Raw genomic sequence first — 22,824 nt, 5'->3', positions numbered from 1 at the left:
CGACCGGAGCGGCGAGCGGGGGTCGGCCGGCGAGGTCGCGACCGGTCAGCGGGCGGCGGATTCTCCGCGCAGCCGGGTGACGACCGCCACGCGCAGCGGCACCAGGACGACGCCGTCCCGGGCCAGCCGGTCGCGCAGCAGGCGGCGGTGGCGGAACACCCCGACCGCCCCGATCGCCCAGAACACGTACTGGACGGCGAACGCGCCCCGGAAGGCGTCCCGGTCGTAGGCGGTCGAGCCGCCCGGGGTGAGCACGTCGAGGACCACGCCGATGGCCAGGATGGTCAGCAGCGAGGCCACGAACCCGCCCACGTTGACCACGCCGCTGGCGCTGCCCTGCCGCTCGACCGGGTTCCAGGTGCGGGCGAAGTCGAACCCGATCATCGAGCCGGGCCCGTTCGTGCCGAGCACGACGACGAGCACGACCAGCACCGGCAGCGGCACCCGGCCGGGCCACAGCAGGACGACGGTCCACACCGCGACCGTGGCCACCAGGATCGCGAAGACGAGCGTGGAGCGGTGCAGCGGCCAGCGGCCGCAGAACCGGCCCAGCAGCGGCCCCACGACCATCCCGACGAGGACCAGCAGGGTGAGCAGGGCCGCGGCGGTGCCCGGCGCCAGTCCCTGGCCGACCGTGAGGAAGGGATACCCCCACAGCAGCGCGAACACGGTGCCCGAGAACTGGGTGACGAGGTGGGTGTAGAGCCCGATCCGGGTGCCCGACTCCCGCCAGGTGGCCGCGAGCGACTCGCGGACGGCGGCGAGGCCCGGCGCGGCCGGGCGGACGACGCCGGCGGGGGCGTCGCGCAGCGTGGTCGCCACCAGCACCGCCGCCAGCAGCCCGACGGCGGCCGCGCCGAGGAAGGTGTTCCGCCAGCCGGCCCCGTGCAGCAGTGCGACCAGCGGGGTCGCCGCGATCACCTGGCCGAGCTGGCCGAGGATCCCGGTCAGCTGGGTGATCACCGGGACGGTGCCCCCGGAGAACCACGCGCCGATCACCCGGAGCACGCTGATGAAGGTCATCGCGTCCCCGGCGCCGACGAGCACGCGGGCGACGACCGCGGTCGGCACGTCGGTCGCCAGGGCCAGCACCAGCTGGCCGGCGGCCATCGTGAGGCCGCCGACGACGATGAGCCGGCGGGCGCCGAACCGGTCCAGGGCGACGCCGACCGGCACCTGCATGCCGGCGTACACCGCGAGCTGGAGCACCACGAACAGCGAGACGGCGGACGCGCCGGCGGAGAACCGCTCCTGCGCCTCGGGCCCGGCGACGCCGAGCGACGCGCGGTGGAACACGGCCACCACGTAGGCGGCCAGCGCCACCAGCCAGACGGCGTAGGCGCGCAGCGTCGGCGGGGCACTCACCTCTGGGAAGACGCCCGGCACCCCCCGTGTTCTTCCGCCCGCCGAGCGTGACCTCGCCCACCGGGCGCCGGAGGTCAGGCGGTGGGCGGCACGCCGCCGTAGACCTGGAGCTCGCCCTCGACGGCCAGGATCTGCTGCCAGGGCTCGGGCGGCGGGGAGGAGCCGTCGGCGTAGGCCAGGGTCACCACGTAGCCGGCGTCGTCGGCGCGGTCGGTGTAGCGCGGCCCGAGCTGCAGCTCCCAGAAGTCCGACACCTGGACGTCGACCCCGTCGCGATGGAGGTGCAGCACCACCCCGGTGCCGGGCCAGAACGTGCCGACGAGCTCCTGTCGGGTGGTCCCGGCCATGTCGACGCGGACGACCGGCGGATCCGGGACCGTGCGCAGCCCGAGCCGGTCCAGATCGGCGACCACCGCCGACGCGAGCCCGCTCAGCTCGCCGGTCGTGTCCGTGAACGGCGTCTGCGCGCGGGCCGCCCCCTGGCCGGCGCCCACCACCGCGACGGCGGCGAGGACCGCGAGCGGCGCGCCCACCACTGCTGCGGGCAGCAGGGCCGGACCGCGTCGCCCGGCGAGCGCCCGGACGCCGGTCACCAGTTCGGGCAGCAGGCCCAGCCCCACCGTGATCCAGGCCAGGATGCCGACGACGACGGTCCACCGCGTGATGTAGACGAACGGCAGCCCCTCGATGCGGGTGAGGGCGACGACCCCGGCGGCGGCGACCGCGAGGGTCAGGCCCCCCAGCCACAGCACGTCACCCCGCCGACGGAACGCGGCGACGGCCAGCGCGGCCGCGAACAGCCCGAGGCCCGCCACGACCGCCCACGTCGGCCAGAGCCCGTCCTCCACCAGGTCCTGCTCGGGCGGCACGGCGCCGCCGACGTACGCCGGGAGCTTGGCGAACTCCTCCGCGATGAGCCGCACGGCCTCGGAGGACGAGAAGGCGGCCGGTTCGCCCGAGCCCTCCCGCAGATAGTCCAGCAGCAGGGTGATGTTGCCCGGCTCACCGGTCAGCTGCTCGGTGATCGGCGGCAGCCAGAGCAGCAGCGCCACCAGGGCTGCCGCGAGGAACGAGACCGGCCACCGCAGCCACCACAGGGGGCGGCGCGGTCGCCCGGTCCGCCCCGACCACAGCCGGACGGCCGCCCGGACGCCGAGCCCGAGGACGACCACCGCCGCCACGGCGCCGACCACGGGCGCGAACCCGACGTGGGCCTGGACGGCCAGCGACATCGGCAGCACCGCGACCGGAAGCGCCCAGGCGGACCCGCGGATCACCGCCCAGCACAGGAGGACCCCGGCGAGCAGGGGCAGCACCGGCAGGTGGGGGTTCCAGGAGTCGCGGACGAAGTCGTCACCGAGCAGGCGCACGCTCACCGTCAGCACCAGCAGCGCCCAGGCTCCGGCCAGCAGGCCGCCCCGGCGCGCGACCAGGGCCACCACCGCCATCGAGCTGATGCCGGCCACGGCAACCGCCCCCACGGCGAGGGCCTCGTGGGCGCCGTCCAGCAGCCGGAAGGGAACGGACAGGACGTAGGCGAGCAGCGGACCGGGGTGGTGCCACAGGAAGCGCGAGTAGGCGCCGAGCAGCACCTCGTGCTCGCCGACGTCGTCGACGGTCAGTTCGAGCAGCGCGTGGTCCCCCAGGGGCAGGTAGGGCTCGCCGCGGCCGCGCAGCAGGTCGACGAGGGCCACCAGCGCGGGCAGGGCGGCGGCCAGTACCAGCACCAGGCCGGCCGGCCAGCGCAGCCACCCGGCACGCGGGCGGGCGTCGGTGGGCACCGCCTCCGCGGCCGCGGACCCGTCGTCCCCCTGGTCGCCGACGGCCGGCAGGCCCACGGGCACCGTGTCCGGCGGCCGCTCCCGGTCCTCGACCGGCGCGTCGGCGGGTGAGCTGCTGGTCACCGGGTTGCGGGGCCCGTGCCCGGCATCAGCTGCCCGGCGCCCGGCATCAGGTGCCCGGCCCGCGCGGGATCTCGGCGAACAGCGGCCGCCCCAGGTCGGGCCGGCGGAGGAGCAGGTCGTAGTCGGAGACGTTGCGGGAGACCGACACGAGCAGGTTGCCCGGCGTCGTCGGGATGTCGGGGTGCGCCAGCGGCGTGTACTGCAGGTAGCCCTCGTCGAGGCCGCTGGGCGACTCGAGCACGGGGCGGCCGGGGCCGAACGGACCGGCCGGGCCGTCGGCGGTCCAGATCGCCGCCCAGTCGTTGGGGTCGCCGCCGAGCTTGGAGTAGGCCAGGAACCGGCCGTCCACCACGTCCACCGACAGCATCTGCGACACGCCCTCGACGGCACCGATGAGCGGGGCCGCCCGGCCGCGGTCGTCCTGCCACGTCGCGCCGTCCCAGTACTCCATCGCCGCACCGCTGGTCGGGTCCGTCGCCGGCACCCGCGCGACGTACAGCTCGTGGCCGTAGACGAAGGCCTCGCCGGTGTTGCGGGTGCCGTACAGGTACACCCAGTCGCCGTCGAGCACCGAGGCCGCGCCCCAGTGGATGGCGCCGAGGTCGGGGTCGTCGGGCGTCAGCTGCGCGGCGTCGGCCAGCCGCGGCACGCCGTCCGCACCGACCTCGTACACGGCCACGGTGATGCCGCGGACGATGAAGTCCCACATCCGGTCGCCGCGCTGCACCCGCGTGCAGTAGACGACGACGACGTCGGTCACGTCCGCCGCCGCCTCGGGGCCGGGCTCCATCCGGATCACCGACATCGGCCACACCGACAGCCCGTTGGGGTCGGGGGGCAGGACAGGGCCCTTCGGCTCGGTGACCAGCTGGGAGATGCAGGTGCCGGAGGTGACGAGGATGGAGTTGTCGACCATGCGCGGCTGCACGCCCAGCTTGCGGATCGTGTCCCCCCATACCCAGAGGACACGACCGTCGGCCAGCACGGCGCTGGCCCCGACGTCCGCGGACTGCCAGTAGCGCAGGTCCGCCTCGTCCATCGCCTCGTTGAGGTCGTCGGCGGTGAGGGGCTCCGACGGGTCCGCCGGCGGGCAGGACGGCTCCAGCGTCGCGGTCGCGGCCGCCTCCCCGGTGGACACCTCGATGAGGGCCGAGTCCGGCTCGCCCGAGGGCTCCTCCGCGGTCGGCGCCTCCAGCCGCAGGCAGCCGGTCAGCAGCAACCCCACCACGGGCAGGAGGGCGAGACGTCGGCGGAACACTCCCCCATGGTGCCCGATCACGGCGCTCCGCCGGCCGTCCGCGCGCCGTGCGCCGCGACCCGCCTGCCGGTCCGCCGGCTCGGCAGGCCGGGCAGCACCCCCGCGACCACCGCGGCCAGCGCCACGACCGCCGCCACCTGCTGCCCGGTGGCGGTCGCGTCGGGGTCGGCGATCAGCAGCCCACCGGCGGTGAGCAGCGCGCCGGCGGCCACGGTCGCGAGCACCCCGGCCCGCCACCGCCCGCTGCACTGCGCCAGCAGCCACGCGCCGGCCAGGGCGGCCAGGCCGAACACCCCGCCGACGAGGGCCGTGCCGAAGACCCCGGCGGCGACGATCGCGACGCCCGACAGGACCGGCCCGAGGGCCGGGCGACGCGAGCCGCGGCGGGCGCCGACGGGGATGGTCCGGCGCACCGGGAGGACCGCCAGCACGACGAGCAGCAGGACCGCGCCCGCGCCCGCGGCCAGCACCGTCCGGTAGTCCGAGCCGGGCGGGTAGTCCAGCCGCACCGTGCCCGCGGGCCCGGCCGGCAGCACGTAGCCCTGCTGCCACCCGTCCACGGTCACGGCCTCGAGCGCCTGACCTTCGAGAGTCGCCGTCCACCCGGGGTTCGGGTTCTCCGGGACCACCAGCAACGTGGGCTCGCTGCGCTCCGCGACGTCGACGACGCGGTGCTCGGGATCCCAGCGGACCAGCTCGACCGGCTCGCGGACGCCCGCGTCCTGCTTCACCGAGCGACCGAAGCGGGTGAGCTGGACGGAGTCGACGGCCAGGGCGTCGCTGCTGCGCGCCTGGATCCGGTGCTCGCCGGGGGGCAGCCGGAGCGCGGGGATCGTGTCGCAGGGCTTGATCCGGACCGGGGTCCCGGCCAGCAGCTCGCCGACCGTCGTCCGGACCTCGGTCGCGATCACGGCCGCGTCGACGCGGATCGTGGGGCCGCCACCGGACTCGCAGGTGAGCACGACCGAAGTCTCCCGGGCCGTGACCGGGTTGGCCTCGCCGACCTGCAGCTCGCTGACGCCCACGCCGAGCCGCTGCTCCCAGCGGGTGCCGGGGTCCAGCGAGGTCACCTCGTCGGCGAGGTCGAAGCTCACGGACAGCCGGGAGGTGGTGACCGGGACGAACTCCGCGAGCCCGTCGCCGTTGAGCGCGACGGTGCGGGGAAGCCCGCTGCCGTCGTCGATCGTGATGGCCGTCGGCACCGCCGCCGCCAGGCCCGGCGCCGTGATCACGCGGATCGCCCCGACGGTTCGCTCCTCGGGGAAGTCCACGACGAGGGTCGGCCGCGGGTCGTCGCCGGCGGCGATCCAGGAGGTGGTCGGGTCCCCGTCGAGAGCCGCCACGGGGCTGCCCCGGGGGTCGGCCACCGCCGAGCTGCTGCCGGTGACCGGCAGGGTGCCGCGGACCGAGGTGAGCAGCTCGTCGAGCGCGGCGCCCGGGCGGGCCACCCCGGTGGCCCGCAGGTCGTAGTCGGCCCACGCCGGGACCGAGAACGTTCGGTCGAGGAACACCGGCTCCTCGGTGCCGCTGATCAGGGACCCGGCGCACCGCGGCACGCCCGTGGTGTCCACGACGCAACCGGACCGCCCGCGCTCGGCGTCGAAGGCGTAGGCGGTGACCGGGCCGCCGGCCGGCGGGACGACGACGGTGCGCTGCACGCTCACCCCGGGGATGCGGACCTCGGCCAGGGCGAGGGCCTCCGGGCGCTCCCCGGTCGTGGCCGCGATGGTGAGCGCGGAGGTGTACCCCTGCGGCAGCGGGAGCGTCTGCTCGTCGCCGGTGTCGGCCACCGGGACGACGACGGACCCGGCGTCGGTGGTCAGCCGCAGCTCGCGGGGCCGGGCCACGCCGAGCTCCTCGCCGAGGGAGACGACGACGGTGCTCGCGACGAACTGCCGGTCGGTCGTCAGCCGCCACCACGGGGCCTCGCCGGACTCGTCCCAGGGCGCGGGCCGCCAGGCGGTCGTCGGGTCGCCGTCGGCCGCCGAGAACGGCTGGGTCTCCAGGCGGGTGGGGTTGAAGCCGTCGGGGTCCGACGCGGAGCTCGACGCCGTCGGCGTGGCGCCGATGTAGCGGACCACGCTCTCGGCCGACGCCGCGTTCGACACCACGTAGTCGCGGACCGGCTGGTCGAGACGGGGCTCGTCGTCGACGCTCAGGGCGCCGGAGACGGCGCCGTCGAGCCGGCCGAAGTTGCGCTCCCGGCGGATCAGGGCGTCGGTCACCATCGCGGGCCCGGTCGTCGGTCCGCTGCCCGCCATGAGGGTCGGCCGGCCGGTGATGAGGTCGTGCTCCTCCAGCGCGAGCACCGCCTCGGGGCCGCCGACGACGGTCACGGCCTCCGAGAGGGGCGTCGTGTACGCGCGGGGCGCGGGGTCGGCGACGGCGTAGACCTCGATCGCCGGGGCCTCCTCCTCCAGGCCCGCGTCCCAGACCAGGTCGTCGTCGACCGGCGTGGAGGTCAGCGGCCCGAAGGACGCGACCGGCGCGATGCCGGGCGACAGGCGCAGCGACTGGCGGACCAGCGCCGAGCGCGTCGACCGCGCGTCGCTGGCGTCCAGGTCGTTGCGCAGCACCAGGTGGGAGATGCCGGCGCGCGCCAGGTACCGGGCGAGCCCCTCCGACCCCTCCCCCAGCGCGAGCCGCTCCTCGATGGCGTCCAGCACGCGGATGTGGGCCTCGGGGCTGAGCGGGATGGCGCTGCGGACGTCCCAGGCCGACTCCGCCAGCGGCTGGATGACCTCGTCGTTGGGGCTGCCCCACCGGTAGGTGCCGAACGAGGAGCCCGGCACCAGGAGCGCCCGCCCGCTGGGCTGCTCGGCCTCGAGGAACGCGGCGGTCTGCCGCCAGTAGCCGGGGACCTCGGTGAACCCGGTCGGGGGCGCCAGCTGCCCGGCGACGGCCGGGGAGACCGTGGCCACGAGGGCCAGGACGACGGCGACCAGGCCGCCGCGGGCGGCGACCCGCCCGAGCCGGCGCGCGCCCGGCCGCCCGGCGGGGGCGTGCCGGCCGTCTCGGCGCCGCGCGGCCCACCGCAGCAGCACGGCGCCGAGGTGGGCCGCGCCCAGCACCAGCGGCAGCCGCACGATGAGCTCGAACTTGTGCACGTTGCGCAGCGGGGCCAGGGCGCCGTCGAGGGCGTCGTGCAGCGGCTGCGCCCACAGGCCCTGGACCGTGGCGAGGTGGCCCAGCGTCACCAGGCCGACGCCGGCGAGCAGGCCCAGCACGAGCCAGAGCCGCTCCGGGAGGTCGCGGCGGCACAGCCCGGCCACGCCCGCCGCCACCAGGACGACGGTGCCGGCGACGGGGAGCGCGTCGTGGATCAGCGCCCAGCCCGCGGGCCAGGTCGGGCCGGTCGGCGAGGCGAGCCCGGCGATCCAGTGCGAGGTGCCGCGCAGCGCGCTCAGCAGGCTGGTCGGGAACGTCGTCGCGTGCGCGTTCTCGATGTAGTAGAGGAACGGCGGGCTGAACTTGCCGAGGAGCACCAGCGGGCCCGCCCACCAGGCCACCGCCAGGGCGACCGACGGGACCCACCAGGCGAGCAGCCGGCGGCGCAGCGGCCCGGCGGGCCGGGTCAGCAGGAAGAGCACGGCCAGGGGCAGGACGGCGGCCGTCGCCACGGCGTTGACGCCACCGACGCAGAAGACGGCCAGCGCGGACAGGGTCGCCGCGCGCCGGGCCGAGCCGTGCCGCACCGCGCCCGCGAGGGGCACGATCACCCAGGGGGCCAGCGCCATCGGCACCAGCTCGATCGAGGTCTCCCCCATCTCAGTGACCATGCGCGGCGCCAGCGCGTAGGCGATGCCGGCCACGAGCGCGGTCGCCGGCGTGCCGATCCGCAACCGGCGGGCGAGGACGACGATCCCGGTGAACGCGACGCTCATCAGCGCCGCCCACCACAGCCGCTGCACGACCCACACGGGGAGCCCGGCAAGGTCGCCCAGCGCGAAGAACGGCCCCATCGGGAAGAAGTAGCCGTAGGCCTGGTTCTGCACCTGCCCGGCCGACCCCAGGGGCTCCCACAGCGTGAGCGCGCGGCCGAGGAAGCCCAGCGGGTCCACCGCGAGGTCGATCTTGGTGTCGCCGACGATCCGGCCCGGCGCCTGCAGCAGCGCCAGCACGAGGAAGCCGACGCAAACCAGTGCCAGCCGGAAGCGCACGGCGAGCGCGGTCAGCCGGCCGCGCAGCGGCACCCGCGGACCCGGGGGCGGCGGGAGCTGGGCCGCTGCGGGCCCGGCCGGGGTGTCGGTGACCATCGTCGCCATGGGGACGGCGACCTCGCCGGCGCTCAGGCGGTGAGGACGGGGACCCGTGCGGGCTCGTCCTCACCGGGCTGGGCGGTCGCCGGACGGCTGCGGACGGCCAGGAGGGCGCCGAGGACGACCAGCGCGAGACCGGTGCCACCGAGCGCCCAGCGCAGGCCGTCGTCCATCCCGTCCTGCCGGTCGAGGGCCTGCCGGGCGCGGGCGACCGCGTCGGCGACGGTCGCGTCGGTGGAGCGGAAGGTGCCCGACAGCAGAACGGGTCCGGCCCGGCCGTCGGGGGCGCGGAGCACCGTGAGCACGCTCTCCTCGGCGGTCACGACGACGCCGCTGACCGGCTCCACGAGCAGCGTGCGGGTGCCGCTGTGCAGCACGTCGGCGGACAGGTCGCCCGCCGGCTCGTCGTCGTCGGCTGCGGCGTCGTCGTCGGCGTCCGCATCGGGGGCCGGGCCGAACCACTCGCCCGGCACGGCGACGGTGGCCACGGCCTGCTCGGGGACCTCCTGCTCGAAGCGGAGGACCGCCAGCCCGCGCACCTCGTCCGTGCCGGCGAAGCGGGCCGGGAGCGCCTGCCGCACGGCGCCGTCCCACACGTCGTGGTCGCGGCGCTGGGTGTCGGGCGGGAAGGCCACGGTCAGCCCCGCGACGTCGACCGGCTCGCCGTCGACGGACTCCGCGGCGCAGGGCTGGGCCTCGGCGGTGCGCCGGTCGAGGCAGGCGATGGTGACGCCGGTGTCGATCAGCGTGCCGTCGGCGTCGCTCGTGGTGGTCTGCGCGGTCCAGACGACCGTGTCGTCGTCGGCGTCGCCGGTGTCCTCGTCGCCGCTCACCCGGACCGACCGCGAGAGCTCGGCACCGGTGCGCGGCACGAGGTCAGCGGGGTCGAGGTAGCTGCCCTCACCGGTGGCCACGGTCTCGAACGACTCGTCCAGGGCCAGCTCCTCCGGCGACGGGGTCGGCCAGGTGCCCGCCAGCAGGGCGACGGCGAGCGCGCAGCCCCCGAGCCCGACCACGGTCAGCCCGACGACACGTGCCCGCATGCACTTCCTTCCCCCGCCACGGCCGGGTCGCGACAACCCGCCCAGGCTACCCCGACCGAGCGCCCGGACCGGTGCCGACGAGCCGACGCCGAGGCGGGTTTCAGCCCCGCTTGCGCAGGACCAGCACGAAGTTCCAGGACGCGAACTCGCGCAGCCCCGGCACCCGCGCCACCCAGGCCGCCCACCACGGGTGGTACCGCGGCAGCACGGCGAGCAGGTCGGCGTCCGGGCACGACCGGGCCCACCGCGCGGCCCCGCCGGCCGTGACCCGGAACAGCGACTCGCCGAACCGGTTCTTCGGTTCCGCGCCGGTCTGGCGCACGTACCGCCGACGCGCCCGCATGCCGCCGAGGTAGTGCCACGGCGAGGTCTCGTGCCCGCCCCACGGCGACAACCACGGGGTGTAGGAGAGGTAGACGAGGCCGCCGGGGCGGGTCACCCGCACCATCTCGTCGGCCATGGCCCAGGGACGGCGGACGTGCTCGAGGACGTTCGAGGAGTAGCAGACGTCGACCGCCCCCGTGCGGATGGGCAGTTCCTCGCCGCTGCCGCGCAGCGTGCCCGGCTCGATCTCCCCGCGGGCGGCCATCTCGCCGGCGTCCGGCTCCAGGCCGACGTAGGTGGCGCCGGCGCCGCGGAACGCGTCGGCGAAGTACCCCGGACCGCCCCCGACGTCGAGCACCGTGGTGCCCGGGAGGTCGACCCAGCGGGACAGTTGGGCCACCGAGTCGGCGGCCAGGATGCCGTAGAAGTCGTCGGGGTCCGACTGCTCGCGCCGGAAGGCCCGGAAGAGCGTGACCGACCGTGAGAAGGTGGCCGATCGGTCCATGCGAGCACTCCATTCGGGTTGCCGGTCCCGCGTGTGGGATCGATGGAGTCTGTCACGTGCATTAATGTGCCCCGGGTGCTCGACCGACCCGTGGACACCGACGTCCTGATCGTGAACTGGCGCGACACCACCCACCCCGAGGGCGGCGGGTCGGAGCGCTATGTCCACCAGGTCGCCCAGGGGCTGGCCGCCGCCGGGCTCCGCGTCACCCTGTTCTGCGCCGCCCACGACCGGGCCCCGGCCGACGAGGTCGTCGACGGCGTCCGCATCGTCCGCCGCGGCAGCCGGCTGAGCGTCTACCCGCGGGCCCTGGCCTTCGTCCGGCGCACCCGCCCCCGCCTGGTGGTCGACGTGCAGAACGGCATCCCGTTCTGCAGCACGCTGGTCCGCCGCGGGCCGGTGACCGCCGTCGTCTACCACGTGCACCGCGAGCAGTGGCCGATCGTCTTCGGCCGCGTCATGGGCCGGGTCGGCTGGTGGCTGGAGTCGATCATCGCGCCGCGCGTCTACCGGCGCTCCCGCTACGTGACGATCTCCGAGGCCACGCGCGGCGAGATGGTCGGGCTCGGCATCGGGGCGGAGCGGATCACCGTCGTCCCCGTGGGCATCGAGCCGATTCCGTCCGTGACGACCCGGCGGTCGGCCATCCCCGAACTGGTGGCGCTGGGGCGGCTGGTTCCGCACAAGCGCGTCGAGCACGCCCTGGAGGTCCTCGCCCGGCTGAGCGACCGCTGGCCCGACCTGCGCCTGACCATCATCGGCGACGGCTGGTGGGAGGACCAGTTGCGCGCCGAGGCCGAGCGGCTGGGCGTCGCCGAGCGGGTGACGTTCGCCGGCTACGTCGACGAGCAGGGCAAGCACGAGCTCCTCGCCTCGGCATGGGTGCACCTGTGCCCGTCGATCAAGGAGGGCTGGGGGCTGGTGGTCAACGAGGCCGGCGGCCACGGCGTCCCCACCGTCGGCTACCGCTCGGCCGGTGGCCTGCGGGAGTCGGTCCTCGACGGGGTGAGCGGCGTGCTCGTCGACGACCTCGACGAGATGACCGCCGCGGCCGCCCGGCTGCTGGAGGACGACGAGACGCGCGCGGCGATGGGGGCCGCGGCCGCCCGCCACGCCGCCTCGCTGGAGTGGCCGGTCACCGTCCGCAACTTCGCCGCGGTCCTGGCCCGCTCCGTCCGTGACGCGATCCCGGCCGGCGGCGATCCCGACCTCGCGCACCTCAGCAGCACGCTCGACCGCGTGGCGATCGGGGGCGCCGGCACCGCCGACGGCGCCGTCCCCCCCGCCCTCGACGACCCCGGCACCGCCGCGGTGGCCGGTCGGGCGGGAACGGCATGAGCGGGCGCGCCCGGTGCACCACGCGGCAGCGGGCCGCGGTCGTCCGGGCGCCTCGGTCCGGGGTGCCGCGATGACCGCGACCCCGACCGTCCCCGGCATCGCCCGCACGCGGCGCCAGGCCGCCGTCCCGGCGGCGCTGGTCTCGCTCGCCCTGCTGGGCGTCAACGGGCTGGCCTACGTCTTCACGGTCGCGGCCGCCCGGCTGCTGGCCCCCGAGGCGTACGGCGAGCTCGCCGCCCTGCTCAGCGTCATGTTCATCGGTGTGGTGCCGATGACGGGCCTGCAGACGGCGGCCGCGCTGCGGCTGGGCGCGCTGCGCCGGGACGCCGGCCCCGACGAGCAGCGCCTGACCATGGCCCGGCTGCACGCGGCCCAGCTCGCCGGTGCGCTCGCCGTCGGCGTGCTGGGGCTGCTGGCCGTCGGCCCCCTCGTGGCCCTGCTGCACCTGGACCGCCCGTCGACGGTGCTGTGGCTGGTCGCCGTCCTCGTGCCGCACACGCTGGTCGGCGGCTACGACGGCCTCCTCCAGGGGTGCGGCCGCTACCACCGGCTGGCGATCCTCACCGGCCTGTTCGGCGTGGCCAAGACCGGCGGCGGCGTCGGCGGCCTGCTCATCGGGGGGACCCCCGGGTCCGCGCTGATCGGCATGGCCCTCGGCTGCACGGCCAGCGCGGTGCTGGGCTGGGTGGCCTGCGGCCGGCCGGGGATCGCGCGCGGTGCCCGACCGCACGTCGTCGCCGCCGCGCGGGCGTCGGTCCCGCTGCTCGGGCTCGTGCTCCTGGTGAACCTCGACGTCCTGCTGGCCCGCCACTACCTGCCCGCGGAGCTCGCCGGCGAGTACGCGGTCGCGTCCATCTTCGCCAAGATCGCCTTCTGGCTTCCCCAGGGCGTCAGCGTGGTGCTGCTGCCCCGGCTGGCCAACGCGCGGTCCCGCCGGCGGGTGCTCCCGGCCGCCGTCGCCCTCGTCGGCTCGGTCGGCGCGCTGCTCACCGCCGCCACGGCGATCCTGGGCGCCCGGGCGCTCCCGCTCGTCGGCGGCGCGGAGTACGGCGCGGCCCTCCGCGACGCCTCCTGGGTCTTCGCCCTGCTGGGCACCCTGCTGGCACTGGCCCAGCTGCTGCTGTACTCGGGGATCGCGGCCGCCGACCGGGTGGCCGCCGCCGCGGTGTGGGGCGCCGTCGTGCTCGAGGTCGTCCTGGTGGAGCTGCTGATCGCCCTCGACCTGCTGACCGTGCTGAACGTCGTGTTCGCGGCCGTCACGGCCAGCGTCCTGCTCGTCGCCACGGGCCTGGTGCGGCTCTGGCGCGCCCACATGGCCGGGAGTGTCACCGCCGCGTAGGCCCGGCGCCGCCACCGGACAGCTCACACCTCCGGGACGACTAATCCGCGCTCGCACCGGGCAGGAGCAGGGCGTTCGCCGTCCGGGCCCTCGCCCGGACGGCACCTGCGCTGCACGACGAGAGGAGCCGACGATGGCCGTCATCCACTACACCATCGCCACCGAGGCGGAGAAGTCCGCCGACTTCCGCCGGGTCCTGTGGACCGGGGACAAGACCCAGCTGGTCATCATGACCATCCCGCCGGACGGGGAGATCGGCGAGGAGGTCCACGAGGACATCGACCAGATCCTGACCTTCGTCAGCGGCACCGGCGAGGCGCGGGTCGGCGGCTCGACGAAGAAGGTCGTGCAGGGCGACCTGGTCGTCGTCCCGGCCGGCACGAAGCACAACTTCGTCAACACCGGACCCAACCCGCTCGTCCTCTACACGGTCTACGGCCCGCCGGAGCACGCCGACGGCGCGGTGCACGCGACGAAGGAGGAGGCCGACGAGCTGGAGGAGGCGGGCAAGGACGAGCCGCCGACGTCCGACTGACGTGCGGGCGGGGCTCCCGGACCGGGGGCCCCGCCGCCGTCGGACCCTGCCGCCGTCGCGCCCCGCCGACGTCGCTCCCGCCCCTGCGCCCGCCCCCGCGCCCGCGCCCGTCAGGCCACCTCGCCGTCCCGGCGCGCCCGCGCCGCGTCCAGCACGAACGGGACGAGGACCGCGGCGATCGCCGCGTAGCCCGCCGACGACGGGTGGTAGCGGTCGGCGGCGAACATCGACAGGTCGCCGTCGAACGTGCTGCTCACGTGCGCCGCGACGGCGGCCACCCGCGCACCGGCGGACTCGGCCACCTCCTCCTGCCGGCGCTGCAGCTCGGCGCAGGCCGCGCGCACGACCGGCCGCAGCGCCGGGGGCACGAGCGGGAGCGACGACATGTCCGGCGCCGGGACGACGACGACGTCGGCGCCGGCCGCGCGCAGCGCCCGGACCGCCTCGCCCAGGGCGGTGGCCGCGCGCTCCGGGGCCACCATCCGGGCGAGGTCGTTGGCGCCCACCACCACCACGGCCAGGTCGGTCCCCGGCACCGCCCGGCGCACCTGCGCGGCGAGGTCGGCCGAGACCGCTCCGGGAACGGCGAGGACCGCCAGCGCGACGTCGTGCCCGTCGGCGCGCAGGGCCACGGCCAGCCGGGGGCCGAGGCCGTCCTCGACGCGTTCGGTGCCGGTGCCGAACGCGATGCTGTCTCCGAGGAGGGCCAGGTGCAGGCGGGGAGAGTCCGTCACCCCCGGCACAACACCGGCCGGCCGGGCGTTCTGCCCGCCGGCCGGCGCGCCGGTCAGTGCGCCGGTCAGTGCGGGATCGGGGCCTGCTCCGCGGCGAGCCGCTCGGCACCCGAGGTGGTCTTGAGCGCCTTCTCCCGGATGAACAGGACGGCGACCAGGGCCAGCGCGGCCAGCGGCGTGGCGATCAGGAACAGGTCGGCCGTGGCGCCGGCGTAGGTGTCCTGGACCAGGGTCACGGCCTCCGGGGGCAGCTCGGAGATGTCCGGCGCAGTGGCCTCTCCGTGCCCGCCCGAGCCGCCGCCGGCCGTCCCGAGCCCGTCGGCCACCTTCGCCGCCAGCACCGCGCCCAGGACGCTGACGCCGATGGTGCCGCCGAGACTGCGGAAGAAGGAGACGACCGATGTCGTCGTGCCCAGCTCGGCGGCCGGCACGTCGTTCTGGGCGGCGAGCACCAGGTTCTGCATGAGCAGGCCGACGCCGGCGCCGGTCACGGCCATGAAGATCCCGAGCAGCGACATCGACGTCGCGGCGTCGATCGTGGACAGCAGGCCGAAGCCGAGCGTCATGAGGACGCCGCCGGCGATCAGGTAGCCCTTCCAGCGGCCGCTCCGGGTGATCAGCGCGCCGGCCACGGTGGAGGACACCAGAAGGCCGCCCACCAGCGGCAGGGAGAGCAGGCCGGCCTTCGTCGGCGAGTAGCCCAGGGCCACCTGGAAGTACTGGGTGAGGAACACCGTGCCGCCGAACATCGCGATGCCCACCAGCGCGCTGGCGACGATCGCCAGCGACACGGTGCGGTTGCGGAACAGCCCCAGCGGGATCACCGGCTCCGGCGAGCGCGCCTCGACCAGCACGGCCAGCGCCAGCAGGACGACGCTGCCGAGGACCATGAGCGCGGTCGGGGTGGAGATCCAGTCGAAGTCGTTGCCGGCCAGCGTCACCCAGATGAGCAGCGTGCTGACGCCGGCGGTGAGCAGCAGCGCACCCTGCCAGTCGACGTGCACCTCGCGGCGGCGGACGGCGGTCAGGTTCAGCGTGCGCTGGATGAGCACCATCGCGGCCACCGTGAAGGGGACGCCGAACAGGAAGCACCAGCGCCAGCCGAGCCAGGAGGTGTCGACGATGACGCCGCCGATGAGCGGCCCGGCGACGGTGCCGACGGCGAAGATGGCGCCGAAGACGCCGGCGTAGCGGCCCAGCTCGCGCGGCGGGATCATCGCCGCCATCACGATCTGCACGAGCGCGGTGAGGCCACCGGCTCCGGCGCCCTGGAGCACGCGGGCGAGGATGAGCATCGTGGTGTCCTGCGAGAGCCCGGCGAGCAGCGAGCCGGCCAGGAACAGCGCGAACGACAGCTGGATGAGCAGCTTCTGGTCGACGAGGTCGGCGAGCTTGCCCCACAGCGGCACCGTGGCGGTCATGGCCAGGAGCTCGGCGGTGACGATCCAGGTGTAGACCGACTGGCTGCCCCCGAGCTCGGGGATGATCGTCGGCAGGGCGTTGGTGACGATGGTGGCCGCCAGGATGGCGACGAACATGCCCATGAAGAGGCCGGACAGCGCCGACAGCACCTCCCGGCGGGTCATCGCCGCCGGCGGGCCGTCGTCCGCCGGGCTCGTCGGGGCGGCGGGATCGGCCATCGCGGACACGGGTGCTCCTCGGTTCGTGGTGCTGGATGGTGTCGGTCGGCCGCGCGCCTGCACGGCCGGCGGGGCGGGGCCGGGCGGGTCAGGAGAGCGCGGCGGGACCGGGCAGGCCGGTGGCGACGAGCTCGACGGCCTCGTCGAAGAGCGCGGGCAGATCGACCGGACCCGGGGCGCACGCCCAGCGGACCAGCGTGACGCGGAGGGCGGCCCCGAGGACCGCGGCCAGCAGCACCGGTTCCAGGTCCCGGTCGGGGTCCTGCCCGGCGCGCCGGGCGAGGGCCTCGGCCATCTCCCGCTCCCCCGCGGTGCTGACCTCGACGGCGCGGGCCAGCAGCGCCGGATCGCTGCCGATGACCTCCATGCGGACCCGCCAGCCGCCGCCGTCCTCGTCCGCGGCGATCTCGGCGAGCCCGGCGCGCAGGACGGCACGGGCCGCCTCGCGGGCGGGCAGCGCCGCGGGCTGCTCGGCCAGCTGCCGCGCGAACCGCCCGGGCTCGGCCCCGGCGGGCTGGAGGAGGGCCTCCTCCTTGGAGGAGAAGTGGTTGAAGAACGTGCGGGAGGAGACGTCGGCCGCCGCGGCGATCTGCTCGACCGTGACCTCGGCCCAGCCCTGCTCCCGGGCCAGCCGCAGCGTCGCGCGGGCCAGCGCCGCCCGGGTGTCGGCCTTCTTGCGCTCGCGCAGCCCCGGTCCGGTCACGGGGACCACTTCAGCACATTCGCTTCAGTGCACGCAATCTTTCAGCGTGTGCAGCGTGTCGCACCCGGGAACGCCGAGGGCCCGGACGGCATCGCCGTCCGGGCCCTCACGGAACCTGCCGTCAGTTGCGGGGGCCACCCGCGGCGTAGACGACCTGGCCGGAGACGAATCCGGCGCCCTCGCTGGCGAAGAACGACACGAGGTGCGCGATGTCCTCGGGCTGGCCGACGCGGGCCACCGGGATCTGCGACGCGTTGAACTGGATGAAGTCCTCGAAGCCGACGCCGAGCCGGTCAGCGGTCGCCTTGGTCATCTCGGTCTGGATGAACCCGGGGGCGACGGCGTTGGCGGTGACGCCGAACTTGCCGAGCTCGATGGCGAGGGTCTTGGTGAAGCCCTGCAGCCCGGCCTTGGCCGTCGAGTAGTTGGCCTGCCCGCGGTTGCCCAGCGCCGAGGTCGACGACAGGTTGATGATCCGGCCCCACTTGGCGTCGATCATGTGCTTCTGGGCTGCGCGGGACATCAGGAAGGCACCCTTGAGGTGCACGTTCATGACGATGTCCCAGTCGCTGTCGGACATCTTGAACAGCATGTTGTCGCGCAGGACGCCGGCGTTGTTCACCAGCACCAGCGGCGGGCCGAGCTCGGCGGCGATGCGGTCGACGGCGGCGGCCACCTGGTCGGCGTCGCTGACGTCGGCCCCGACGGCCAGCGCGCGGCCGCCGGCGGCCTCGATCGCCTCGACGGTGCTCTTGCCCGCCGCCTCCTCCAGGTCCACCACGGCGACGGCGTACCCGTCGGCGGCCAGGCGGATCGCGGTCGCTGCGCCGATGCCACGGGCCGCGCCGGTCACGATCGCCACGCGGCTCTGTGCGTCGGTCATGTCACTCCTTCTCCTGCCGGCACCACACGGCGCCGGGTCGTCTCGCTGAGGCTCGACCGACACGGTACGGCCGCGGAACCGGCCTACGCGCGCTGGTCCCCGGGCGTGGCGCTCACGGCCAGATGCTGGCGACGATGATCGCCGCGACCGACAGCTGCGCCGCCGCGCTGACCAGGCTGGCGGGGTGGAAGTCCGGCTCGGTGAGGTGCTGACCGAGGCGGCCGGGCGCGACCAGGTCGAGTGCCACGAACGCGACGGCCTGCAGCAGCACCCCGAGCACGCCGAAGACCACGGTGTAGCCCAGCGCCTCGCCGAACCCGCTGGTCGCGTTGGTCCAGATGGTGGCGAAGGCGATCACCCCCTGGCCGAGGAAGCCCGCCGCCAGGGTGATCGCCGCGTTGATCGAGCGGTGCTCGTAGATGTGGCGCCCCAGGTGCCCGGGGGTCAGCAGGTCGAGGGCGAAGAAGCCGAGGACGAGCAGCGCGAGGCCCACGCCGGTGTAGGCGACGGCGTAGCCGATGCTGGCCAGCATGGGGCGGGAACCTCCGGGCAGGGGGACGCGGGCCTGCTGTGTCTACCTCAGTCCTCGGGGTTCTCGCTCCGCGCCTCACCGGCCTGTCCGCGCCGCCCCGGCCGGGGCACGTGCGGCCGCGGGACGTGCAGGGCCCGCACCGAGGCGAGCGCGGCGCGGCGGGCCTGGGCGCGCTGGCGCGCCCGGCTGGTGCGGGGGGCCCGGGGTTCCTCGCGCAGCAGGGCGTCCAGCCAGTGACCGCGCGGGTCGACGTCGACCAGGAGCGCCTTGACCAGCAGGGTCAGGGGGATGGCCAGCAGCGCACCCAGGGCGCCCAGGGCCCAGCCCCAGAACAGCAGGGCGACGAAGGTGACCGTCATCGACAGGCCCACCGAGTCGCCCACGAAGCGCGGCTGGATCAGCGTCTGGATGACGAAGTTGAGGACGGCGTAGACGATGACGACCGCCCACATGTCCGACCAGCCGCCGTCGAGCAGGGCCAGCAGCGCCGGGGGCAGCAGCCCCAGCACGAAGCCGATGTTGGGGACGTAGTTCGTGATGAACGACAGCAGGCCCCACAGCAGCGGCAGCGGCACGCCGATGATCGCCAGGGCGATGGTGTCCCCGACCGCCACGACGAAGCCGAAGACGGTGCTGACGAGCAGGTAGCTGCGGGTGCCGCGCGCGAACAGCCCCATGGCGATGAGCAGGTGCGGGCGTTCGCCGGCGATCAGCGCGAGGCGCCGCCCGAAGCCGCCGGACTCGATGGCGAGGAACACCAGGGCCGAGAGCAGGAGCAGCAGCGTGGAGGCGGCCTCGGTGAGGCTGGACAGCAGCCCCGTGGCCACGCCCACCAGCTGGCCGTAGTCGATCTCGGAGAGGAGGTCCGACAGCTGGCCGGAGACGACGCCGGCGTCGTTGAGGTCCTCCTGCACCGACTCCAGCAGGCGGTTGAACTCGGGCGCGTAGTCGGGCAGCAGCGCGGCCAGCTGGGCCACGGAGACGACCAGCAGCGCCACGAACGACAGCAGGACCGCCCAGACCAGCAGCAGCAGCACCGAGGCGCTGGCCCACCGCGGCCAGCCGTGCCGCAGCAACCAGCGCTGCACCGGCATGAGCGCGACGACGATGACCAGCGCCAGCAGCACCGGTGCGATCAGCCAGGCCAGGGTCCGGATGCCGCCCAGGGCGATGGTGGCCGCCGCTCCCCCGACCAGCAGCACCAGCCAGCGCGGCAGGCCGCCGGGGGACTCGGGGATCGCGGCCGCGCCGGCGCCCGGTGGGCCCGTCTCGGCCTGGCGGCCGGCGACCTCGAGGCCGACCCCCTCGGGGCCGGACGCCTCGGGCCCGGTGGCCTCCTCGGCGGCGGCCTCGGCCACGGAGGTGTCTGCGTCGGCGGCCTCGGCGGCGGCGGCCCCCAGGGAGTCGGCGCCCGGGGCGTCACCGGCCCGTCGCGCCTCCACGGCGGCGTCGGCAGCGCGAGCGGGGGCGAGACCGCGTCCCCGTCGGGACCGCTCCCCCGGCAGCTCGGGTCGGGCCACCATTCGTTCTCCGCTCTCCCCCGCGCGGCGCCCGCGCCGCTCGCTCGGCGGACGGTGCGCCGCCGCCCCTCTTCAGGGTGTCACGGCCGCGACGGGCGTCAGCGGCCCCCGCCGTCCAGCAGCGCCGCCATCTCCGGCAGGACGAAGAAGGTGGCGGTGTCGCGGGCGCTGGGTCCCCCGGCGTCGGGATCGGCCCCGGCGTCGAGCAGGAGGCGCACGATCTCCGCCGACTGCCGGAAGACGGCGGCGGCCAGCGCCGTCTGCCCCCGATCGTTGGCCCGCCCGTGGTCGGCGCCGCGCGCCAGCAGGGCCGCGACCGCATCGGCATGGGCGTGGTACGCGGCGAGGACCAGCAGGGTGTCGCCCTTGTCGTTGGTGAGGTTCGCGGGCACGCCGGCATCGACGTAGGCCGCCAGCTCCTCGGCGCGCCCGTCGCGGGCCAGGTCGAAGACCCGGTGCGCCAGCTCGATCACCTCGGGGTCGATGCCCCCCACCGGACCGGTTCCACCCGCCGGGCCCGTCACGCGGCCGGCCCGCCGTCGCCGATCCGGTCCAGCAGCGCCAGGACGCGCCGCCAGGCGTCCGCGGAGGCCTCGGCCCACTGGTCGGAGGCGCGGTCGAAGAACGAGTGCGGGGCGCCGTCGTAGACGGCGGTCTCGACCTCCGCGCCGGCAGACCGCATCGTGTCCGCGAGCGCGAGCTGGTCGGCCACCGGCGTCGCCATGTCGTCGCCGGCGATGAGCATGAGCACCGGCAGGCGCGCCGAGGCCGCGGCCTCCCCGACCATCTGCGGCCGGCCGTAGAAGCCGGCGGTGGCCGCCAGCGGGAGCGCGCCCGCGCTCTGGCGCCAGGCGTTGCTGCCGCCGAAGCAGAAGCCGACGGTGATCACCGGGAGGCCGGGCCGGGTGCGCTCGCGCAGGTAGGCGATCGCCGCGGAGGTGTCGCCGTCGATCCCCTCGGCGGTCGCCTGCGGCACGTGCGCCTTCCAGTCGAAGTCCTGGTCGCGGACGCCCTGCTCGGCCCGGCCCGCGGTGCGGGCGAAGTAGTCGATGGCCACCGCCGGGAAGCCGGCCTCGGCGAACCGCTCCGCCAGCGCGACGTAGTACGGGTGCAGGCCGCGGACGTCGGGCAGCACCACCACCCCCGCGGCGGCCTCGCCGGCCGGCGCGGCGAAGGCGGCGTCGAACTCGGTGCCGTCGGGCGAGGTGAGCGTCAGCAGACCGCGCTCGGCGACCTCACCGGAGCGCGGCGGGGCGGGCGGGCGGCTGTCGGCGTCGTGGCACATGGGTCCCTCCCTACCAGGGCGGCCGGGCGGCTCAGGTGTCGGCGGCCCGGTCGGCGGCGCCCGCGCTGCCGCCGAACAGCTGCGCGGCCACCTCGCGCCGCGCGTCGGCGAGCCACTGGTGCTGGTCGTCGGCCTGGGCGACGAGCCGCTCGAGCAGCGCGCGGTCCAGACGCGGCTCGACGGCGGCGAGCTCCAGCAGCGTCTCGAAGCCGGCGCGCTTGGCGAGGACGGCGGTGGCGATGAACTCGAACTCCACGAGGTCGCTGAGCGGGGAGCGCGTGAGCAGGCGCCCGTTGAGCTTGGCGCGGGAGAGCTTCTCCGCCACCCAGGTGCCCAGCTGCTTGTACGTCCGCACCGGGATGCCCAGCGCCCCGGCCATGGACACGTGGGCCGACCGCTCCTCGCGGAGCTCGTCGAGCAGCATCTCCAGGTGGGGCTCGTACGCCGTCCCCCGGTGCCGCGACAGCATCCGGGAGACGAGCTCCACGCCACCGGTGGCCGCGGCCATGTGGTCGTTGACGTAGATGCCCAGCAGGTCGGCGTGGCGGATCCCGCCGGACGCTGTGGACCCGGGGGAAGTGGACTCGGACACGCAGGCCTCCAGGGCCGACCGGACGGGACCGGCCCATTCTCACCGCCGCATGATCACCGCGCGCGGTGACCGGCGGGCCGGTCAGGCCTCGGCGCGGGCGAGCAGCCGGGCCGCGGTGGGGCGCAGCTCGCACTCGAGCTCCCAGCCGCCGGCCGCCAGCCGCTGCCCGACCGCCTGGCGGCTGACGCCCAGCTCCGTCGCCGCCGCGGCCTGCGTGCGGCCGGCGGCCAGGAGGTCGGCCGCCGCCCACGCCGCCGGGCTGCGCCGGCCCACGAGGACGGCCAGCGCCGCGAGCACGGCCTGGGCGTCCAGCGCCTCCCCCGGTCGGACGCCGCGCACCGCCACCCGCCCCGGCCGGCGGGCCGCCGCCGCCAGCGCCGTTCCCGCGGCGAGGACGGCGGGCCCCTCGGCGCGGCCCCGCGTCCGGGTCACGGGCCCGGCGCCCACCCCGATCGGCCCGCGCCCGCTCCGCACCAGCTGCAGCACCCGGTCGACGGCGGCCGCCGCGTCGGCGACCACCACGGGGTCCCCGTTCGCGGCCACGGCGAGCACGAAGGGCATCCCGCGAGACTGCGGCAAGCCTCAGAGCTTGTCGAGCACCTCGGCGGGGAAGCCGCCGGTGGCGACCGGTCCCCAGCGGTCCGGGGTGATCCGCAGCAGGGACTTGCCCTGCTTCGCCATCGCCGCGCGGTACTCGTCCCAGTCGGGGTGCTCGCCGCTGATGGAGCGGAAGTACTCGACGAGCGGTTCCAGCGCCTCGGGCAGGTCCAGCACCTCCGCCGTCCCGTCGACCTGGACCCACGGGCCGTCCCAGTCGTCGGAGAGCACGCACAGCGAGACGGCGGGGTCGCGGCGGGCGTTGGCCACCTTGGCCCGCTGCGGATACGTGGAGACGACGACGCGGCCGCCGGCGTCCACCCCGAAGGTGACCGGGGAGAGCTGGGGACCGCCGGAGCCCCGCCTGGTCAGCAGCACGGCCTTGTGGCGGGGGCGGAGGAAGTCGAGCAGCGCGGCCCGGTCGACCCGGTCGGCGGTGGCGGTCCTGGGCATGCCGATCACGGTAGT

At 75.8% G+C, this 22,824-nt stretch carries 20 protein-coding genes; 3 read left to right on the top strand and 17 right to left on the bottom strand.

Annotated elements, in window-relative coordinates:
* Positions 1 to 45: 45 nt before the first annotated feature.
* From BMY88_RS01585 to BMY88_RS23185, 6 genes are all read right to left on the bottom strand, one after another.
* A complete protein-coding gene (locus BMY88_RS01585; RefSeq protein ID WP_091939426.1) occupies positions 46 to 1,365 on the bottom strand; it encodes an MFS transporter in 1,320 nt (439 codons plus the stop codon).
* Positions 1,366 to 1,439: 74 nt separating this feature from the next.
* Positions 1,440 to 3,269, bottom strand: coding sequence for a hypothetical protein (locus BMY88_RS23640; protein WP_091939424.1), 1,830 nt, complete (start codon positions 3,267 to 3,269; stop codon positions 1,440 to 1,442).
* Positions 3,270 to 3,315: 46 nt separating this feature from the next.
* Complete coding sequence (locus tag BMY88_RS01575; protein WP_139220374.1) at positions 3,316 to 4,527, bottom strand: DUF5005 domain-containing protein; 1,212 nt, start codon at positions 4,525 to 4,527, stop codon at positions 3,316 to 3,318.
* A gap of 17 nt (positions 4,528 to 4,544) precedes the next feature.
* Entirely contained in the window at positions 4,545 to 8,792 is a 4,248-nt protein-coding gene (locus BMY88_RS01570) for an alpha-(1->3)-arabinofuranosyltransferase (RefSeq protein WP_091939420.1), read from the bottom strand.
* A gap of 23 nt (positions 8,793 to 8,815) precedes the next feature.
* The gene (gene pgfA / locus BMY88_RS01565; RefSeq protein ID WP_091939416.1) at positions 8,816 to 9,829 is read right to left on the bottom strand and encodes a cell envelope lipid trafficking protein PgfA; all 1,014 of its coding nucleotides are present in this window, start codon (positions 9,827 to 9,829) and stop codon (positions 8,816 to 8,818) included.
* A 100-nt stretch (positions 9,830 to 9,929) separates the two neighbouring features.
* Positions 9,930 to 10,658, bottom strand: a complete 729-nt coding sequence (locus tag BMY88_RS23185; RefSeq protein WP_139220373.1) for a class I SAM-dependent methyltransferase — start codon at positions 10,656 to 10,658, stop codon at positions 9,930 to 9,932.
* Positions 10,659 to 10,733: 75 nt separating this feature from the next.
* Here BMY88_RS23185 and BMY88_RS23180 point away from each other — a divergent pair, with 75 nt between their 5' ends.
* From BMY88_RS23180 to BMY88_RS01550, 3 genes are all read left to right on the top strand, one after another.
* Positions 10,734 to 11,996 (top strand): glycosyltransferase family 4 protein, encoded by a 1,263-nt coding sequence (locus BMY88_RS23180; protein WP_211435413.1) that lies wholly within the window; start codon positions 10,734 to 10,736, stop codon positions 11,994 to 11,996.
* Positions 11,997 to 12,066: 70 nt separating this feature from the next.
* Positions 12,067 to 13,335 (top strand): lipopolysaccharide biosynthesis protein, encoded by a 1,269-nt coding sequence (locus BMY88_RS01555; protein ID WP_091939414.1) that lies wholly within the window; start codon positions 12,067 to 12,069, stop codon positions 13,333 to 13,335.
* Positions 13,336 to 13,468: 133 nt separating this feature from the next.
* Complete coding sequence (locus BMY88_RS01550; protein WP_091939412.1) at positions 13,469 to 13,870, top strand: cupin domain-containing protein; 402 nt, start codon at positions 13,469 to 13,471, stop codon at positions 13,868 to 13,870.
* Between the two features lie 110 nt (positions 13,871 to 13,980).
* Here the strand turns inward: BMY88_RS01550 and BMY88_RS01545 are convergent, their stop codons facing one another.
* From BMY88_RS01545 to BMY88_RS01495, 11 genes are all read right to left on the bottom strand, one after another.
* Positions 13,981 to 14,604, bottom strand: coding sequence for an SGNH/GDSL hydrolase family protein (locus tag BMY88_RS01545; RefSeq protein WP_244524396.1), 624 nt, complete (start codon positions 14,602 to 14,604; stop codon positions 13,981 to 13,983).
* A 65-nt stretch (positions 14,605 to 14,669) separates the two neighbouring features.
* Positions 14,670 to 16,244 carry an MDR family MFS transporter gene (locus BMY88_RS01540; protein WP_211435452.1) on the bottom strand — a complete coding sequence of 525 codons (1,575 nt, stop codon included), beginning with the start codon at positions 16,242 to 16,244 and terminating at the stop codon, positions 14,670 to 14,672.
* A gap of 88 nt (positions 16,245 to 16,332) precedes the next feature.
* Positions 16,333 to 16,947, bottom strand: coding sequence for a TetR/AcrR family transcriptional regulator (locus BMY88_RS01535; protein ID WP_170860909.1), 615 nt, complete (start codon positions 16,945 to 16,947; stop codon positions 16,333 to 16,335).
* Between the two features lie 121 nt (positions 16,948 to 17,068).
* Positions 17,069 to 17,830 carry a 3-oxoacyl-ACP reductase FabG gene (fabG, locus tag BMY88_RS01530; protein WP_091939408.1) on the bottom strand — a complete coding sequence of 254 codons (762 nt, stop codon included), beginning with the start codon at positions 17,828 to 17,830 and terminating at the stop codon, positions 17,069 to 17,071.
* Positions 17,831 to 17,942: 112 nt separating this feature from the next.
* Positions 17,943 to 18,362, bottom strand: a complete 420-nt coding sequence (locus BMY88_RS01525) for a DUF350 domain-containing protein (RefSeq protein WP_091939406.1) — start codon at positions 18,360 to 18,362, stop codon at positions 17,943 to 17,945.
* A gap of 47 nt (positions 18,363 to 18,409) precedes the next feature.
* Complete coding sequence (locus tag BMY88_RS01520) at positions 18,410 to 19,885, bottom strand: AI-2E family transporter (protein ID WP_091939404.1); 1,476 nt, start codon at positions 19,883 to 19,885, stop codon at positions 18,410 to 18,412.
* A 95-nt stretch (positions 19,886 to 19,980) separates the two neighbouring features.
* Positions 19,981 to 20,376, bottom strand: a complete 396-nt coding sequence (locus BMY88_RS01515; protein WP_091939402.1) for an ankyrin repeat domain-containing protein — start codon at positions 20,374 to 20,376, stop codon at positions 19,981 to 19,983.
* A gap of 26 nt (positions 20,377 to 20,402) precedes the next feature.
* Complete coding sequence (locus BMY88_RS01510; RefSeq protein ID WP_091939400.1) at positions 20,403 to 21,167, bottom strand: dienelactone hydrolase family protein; 765 nt, start codon at positions 21,165 to 21,167, stop codon at positions 20,403 to 20,405.
* Positions 21,168 to 21,198: 31 nt separating this feature from the next.
* Positions 21,199 to 21,759 (bottom strand): hypothetical protein, encoded by a 561-nt coding sequence (locus BMY88_RS01505; protein ID WP_091939397.1) that lies wholly within the window; start codon positions 21,757 to 21,759, stop codon positions 21,199 to 21,201.
* 81 nt (positions 21,760 to 21,840) lie between these two features.
* Positions 21,841 to 22,320, bottom strand: a complete 480-nt coding sequence (locus tag BMY88_RS01500) for a hypothetical protein (protein WP_091939395.1) — start codon at positions 22,318 to 22,320, stop codon at positions 21,841 to 21,843.
* Between the two features lie 21 nt (positions 22,321 to 22,341).
* The gene (locus tag BMY88_RS01495) at positions 22,342 to 22,809 is read right to left on the bottom strand and encodes a PPOX class F420-dependent oxidoreductase (protein ID WP_091939943.1); all 468 of its coding nucleotides are present in this window, start codon (positions 22,807 to 22,809) and stop codon (positions 22,342 to 22,344) included.
* Positions 22,810 to 22,824 lie beyond the last annotated feature (15 nt).

It is taken from the genome of Trujillonella endophytica (genome assembly GCF_900110555.1).
In the GTDB taxonomy this organism is placed as follows: Bacteria; Actinomycetota; Actinomycetes; order Mycobacteriales; family Geodermatophilaceae; genus Trujillonella; species Trujillonella endophytica.
Note: the sequence above shows the minus strand (reverse complement) of the source record. Positions and strands in the feature narration are given on the sequence as shown.

Coding starts and splice junctions, on each gene's coding strand:
- BMY88_RS01570 (WP_091939420.1), bottom strand. CDS start 8,792: ATGGCGACGATGGTCACCGACACCCCGGCCGGGCCCGCAGCGGCCCAG.
- pgfA (WP_091939416.1), bottom strand. CDS start 9,829: ATGCGGGCACGTGTCGTCGGGCTGACCGTGGTCGGGCTCGGGGGCTGC.
- BMY88_RS23185 (WP_139220373.1), bottom strand. CDS start 10,658: ATGGACCGATCGGCCACCTTCTCACGGTCGGTCACGCTCTTCCGGGCC.
- BMY88_RS01555 (WP_091939414.1), top strand. CDS start 12,067: ATGACCGCGACCCCGACCGTCCCCGGCATCGCCCGCACGCGGCGCCAG.
- BMY88_RS01550 (WP_091939412.1), top strand. CDS start 13,469: ATGGCCGTCATCCACTACACCATCGCCACCGAGGCGGAGAAGTCCGCC.
- BMY88_RS01540 (WP_211435452.1), bottom strand. CDS start 16,244: ATGGCCGATCCCGCCGCCCCGACGAGCCCGGCGGACGACGGCCCGCCG.
- fabG (WP_091939408.1), bottom strand. CDS start 17,830: ATGACCGACGCACAGAGCCGCGTGGCGATCGTGACCGGCGCGGCCCGT.
- BMY88_RS01525 (WP_091939406.1), bottom strand. CDS start 18,362: ATGCTGGCCAGCATCGGCTACGCCGTCGCCTACACCGGCGTGGGCCTC.
- BMY88_RS01520 (WP_091939404.1), bottom strand. CDS start 19,885: ATGGTGGCCCGACCCGAGCTGCCGGGGGAGCGGTCCCGACGGGGACGC.
- BMY88_RS01510 (WP_091939400.1), bottom strand. CDS start 21,167: ATGTGCCACGACGCCGACAGCCGCCCGCCCGCCCCGCCGCGCTCCGGT.
- BMY88_RS01500 (WP_091939395.1), bottom strand. CDS start 22,320: ATGCCCTTCGTGCTCGCCGTGGCCGCGAACGGGGACCCCGTGGTGGTC.
- BMY88_RS01495 (WP_091939943.1), bottom strand. CDS start 22,809: ATGCCCAGGACCGCCACCGCCGACCGGGTCGACCGGGCCGCGCTGCTC.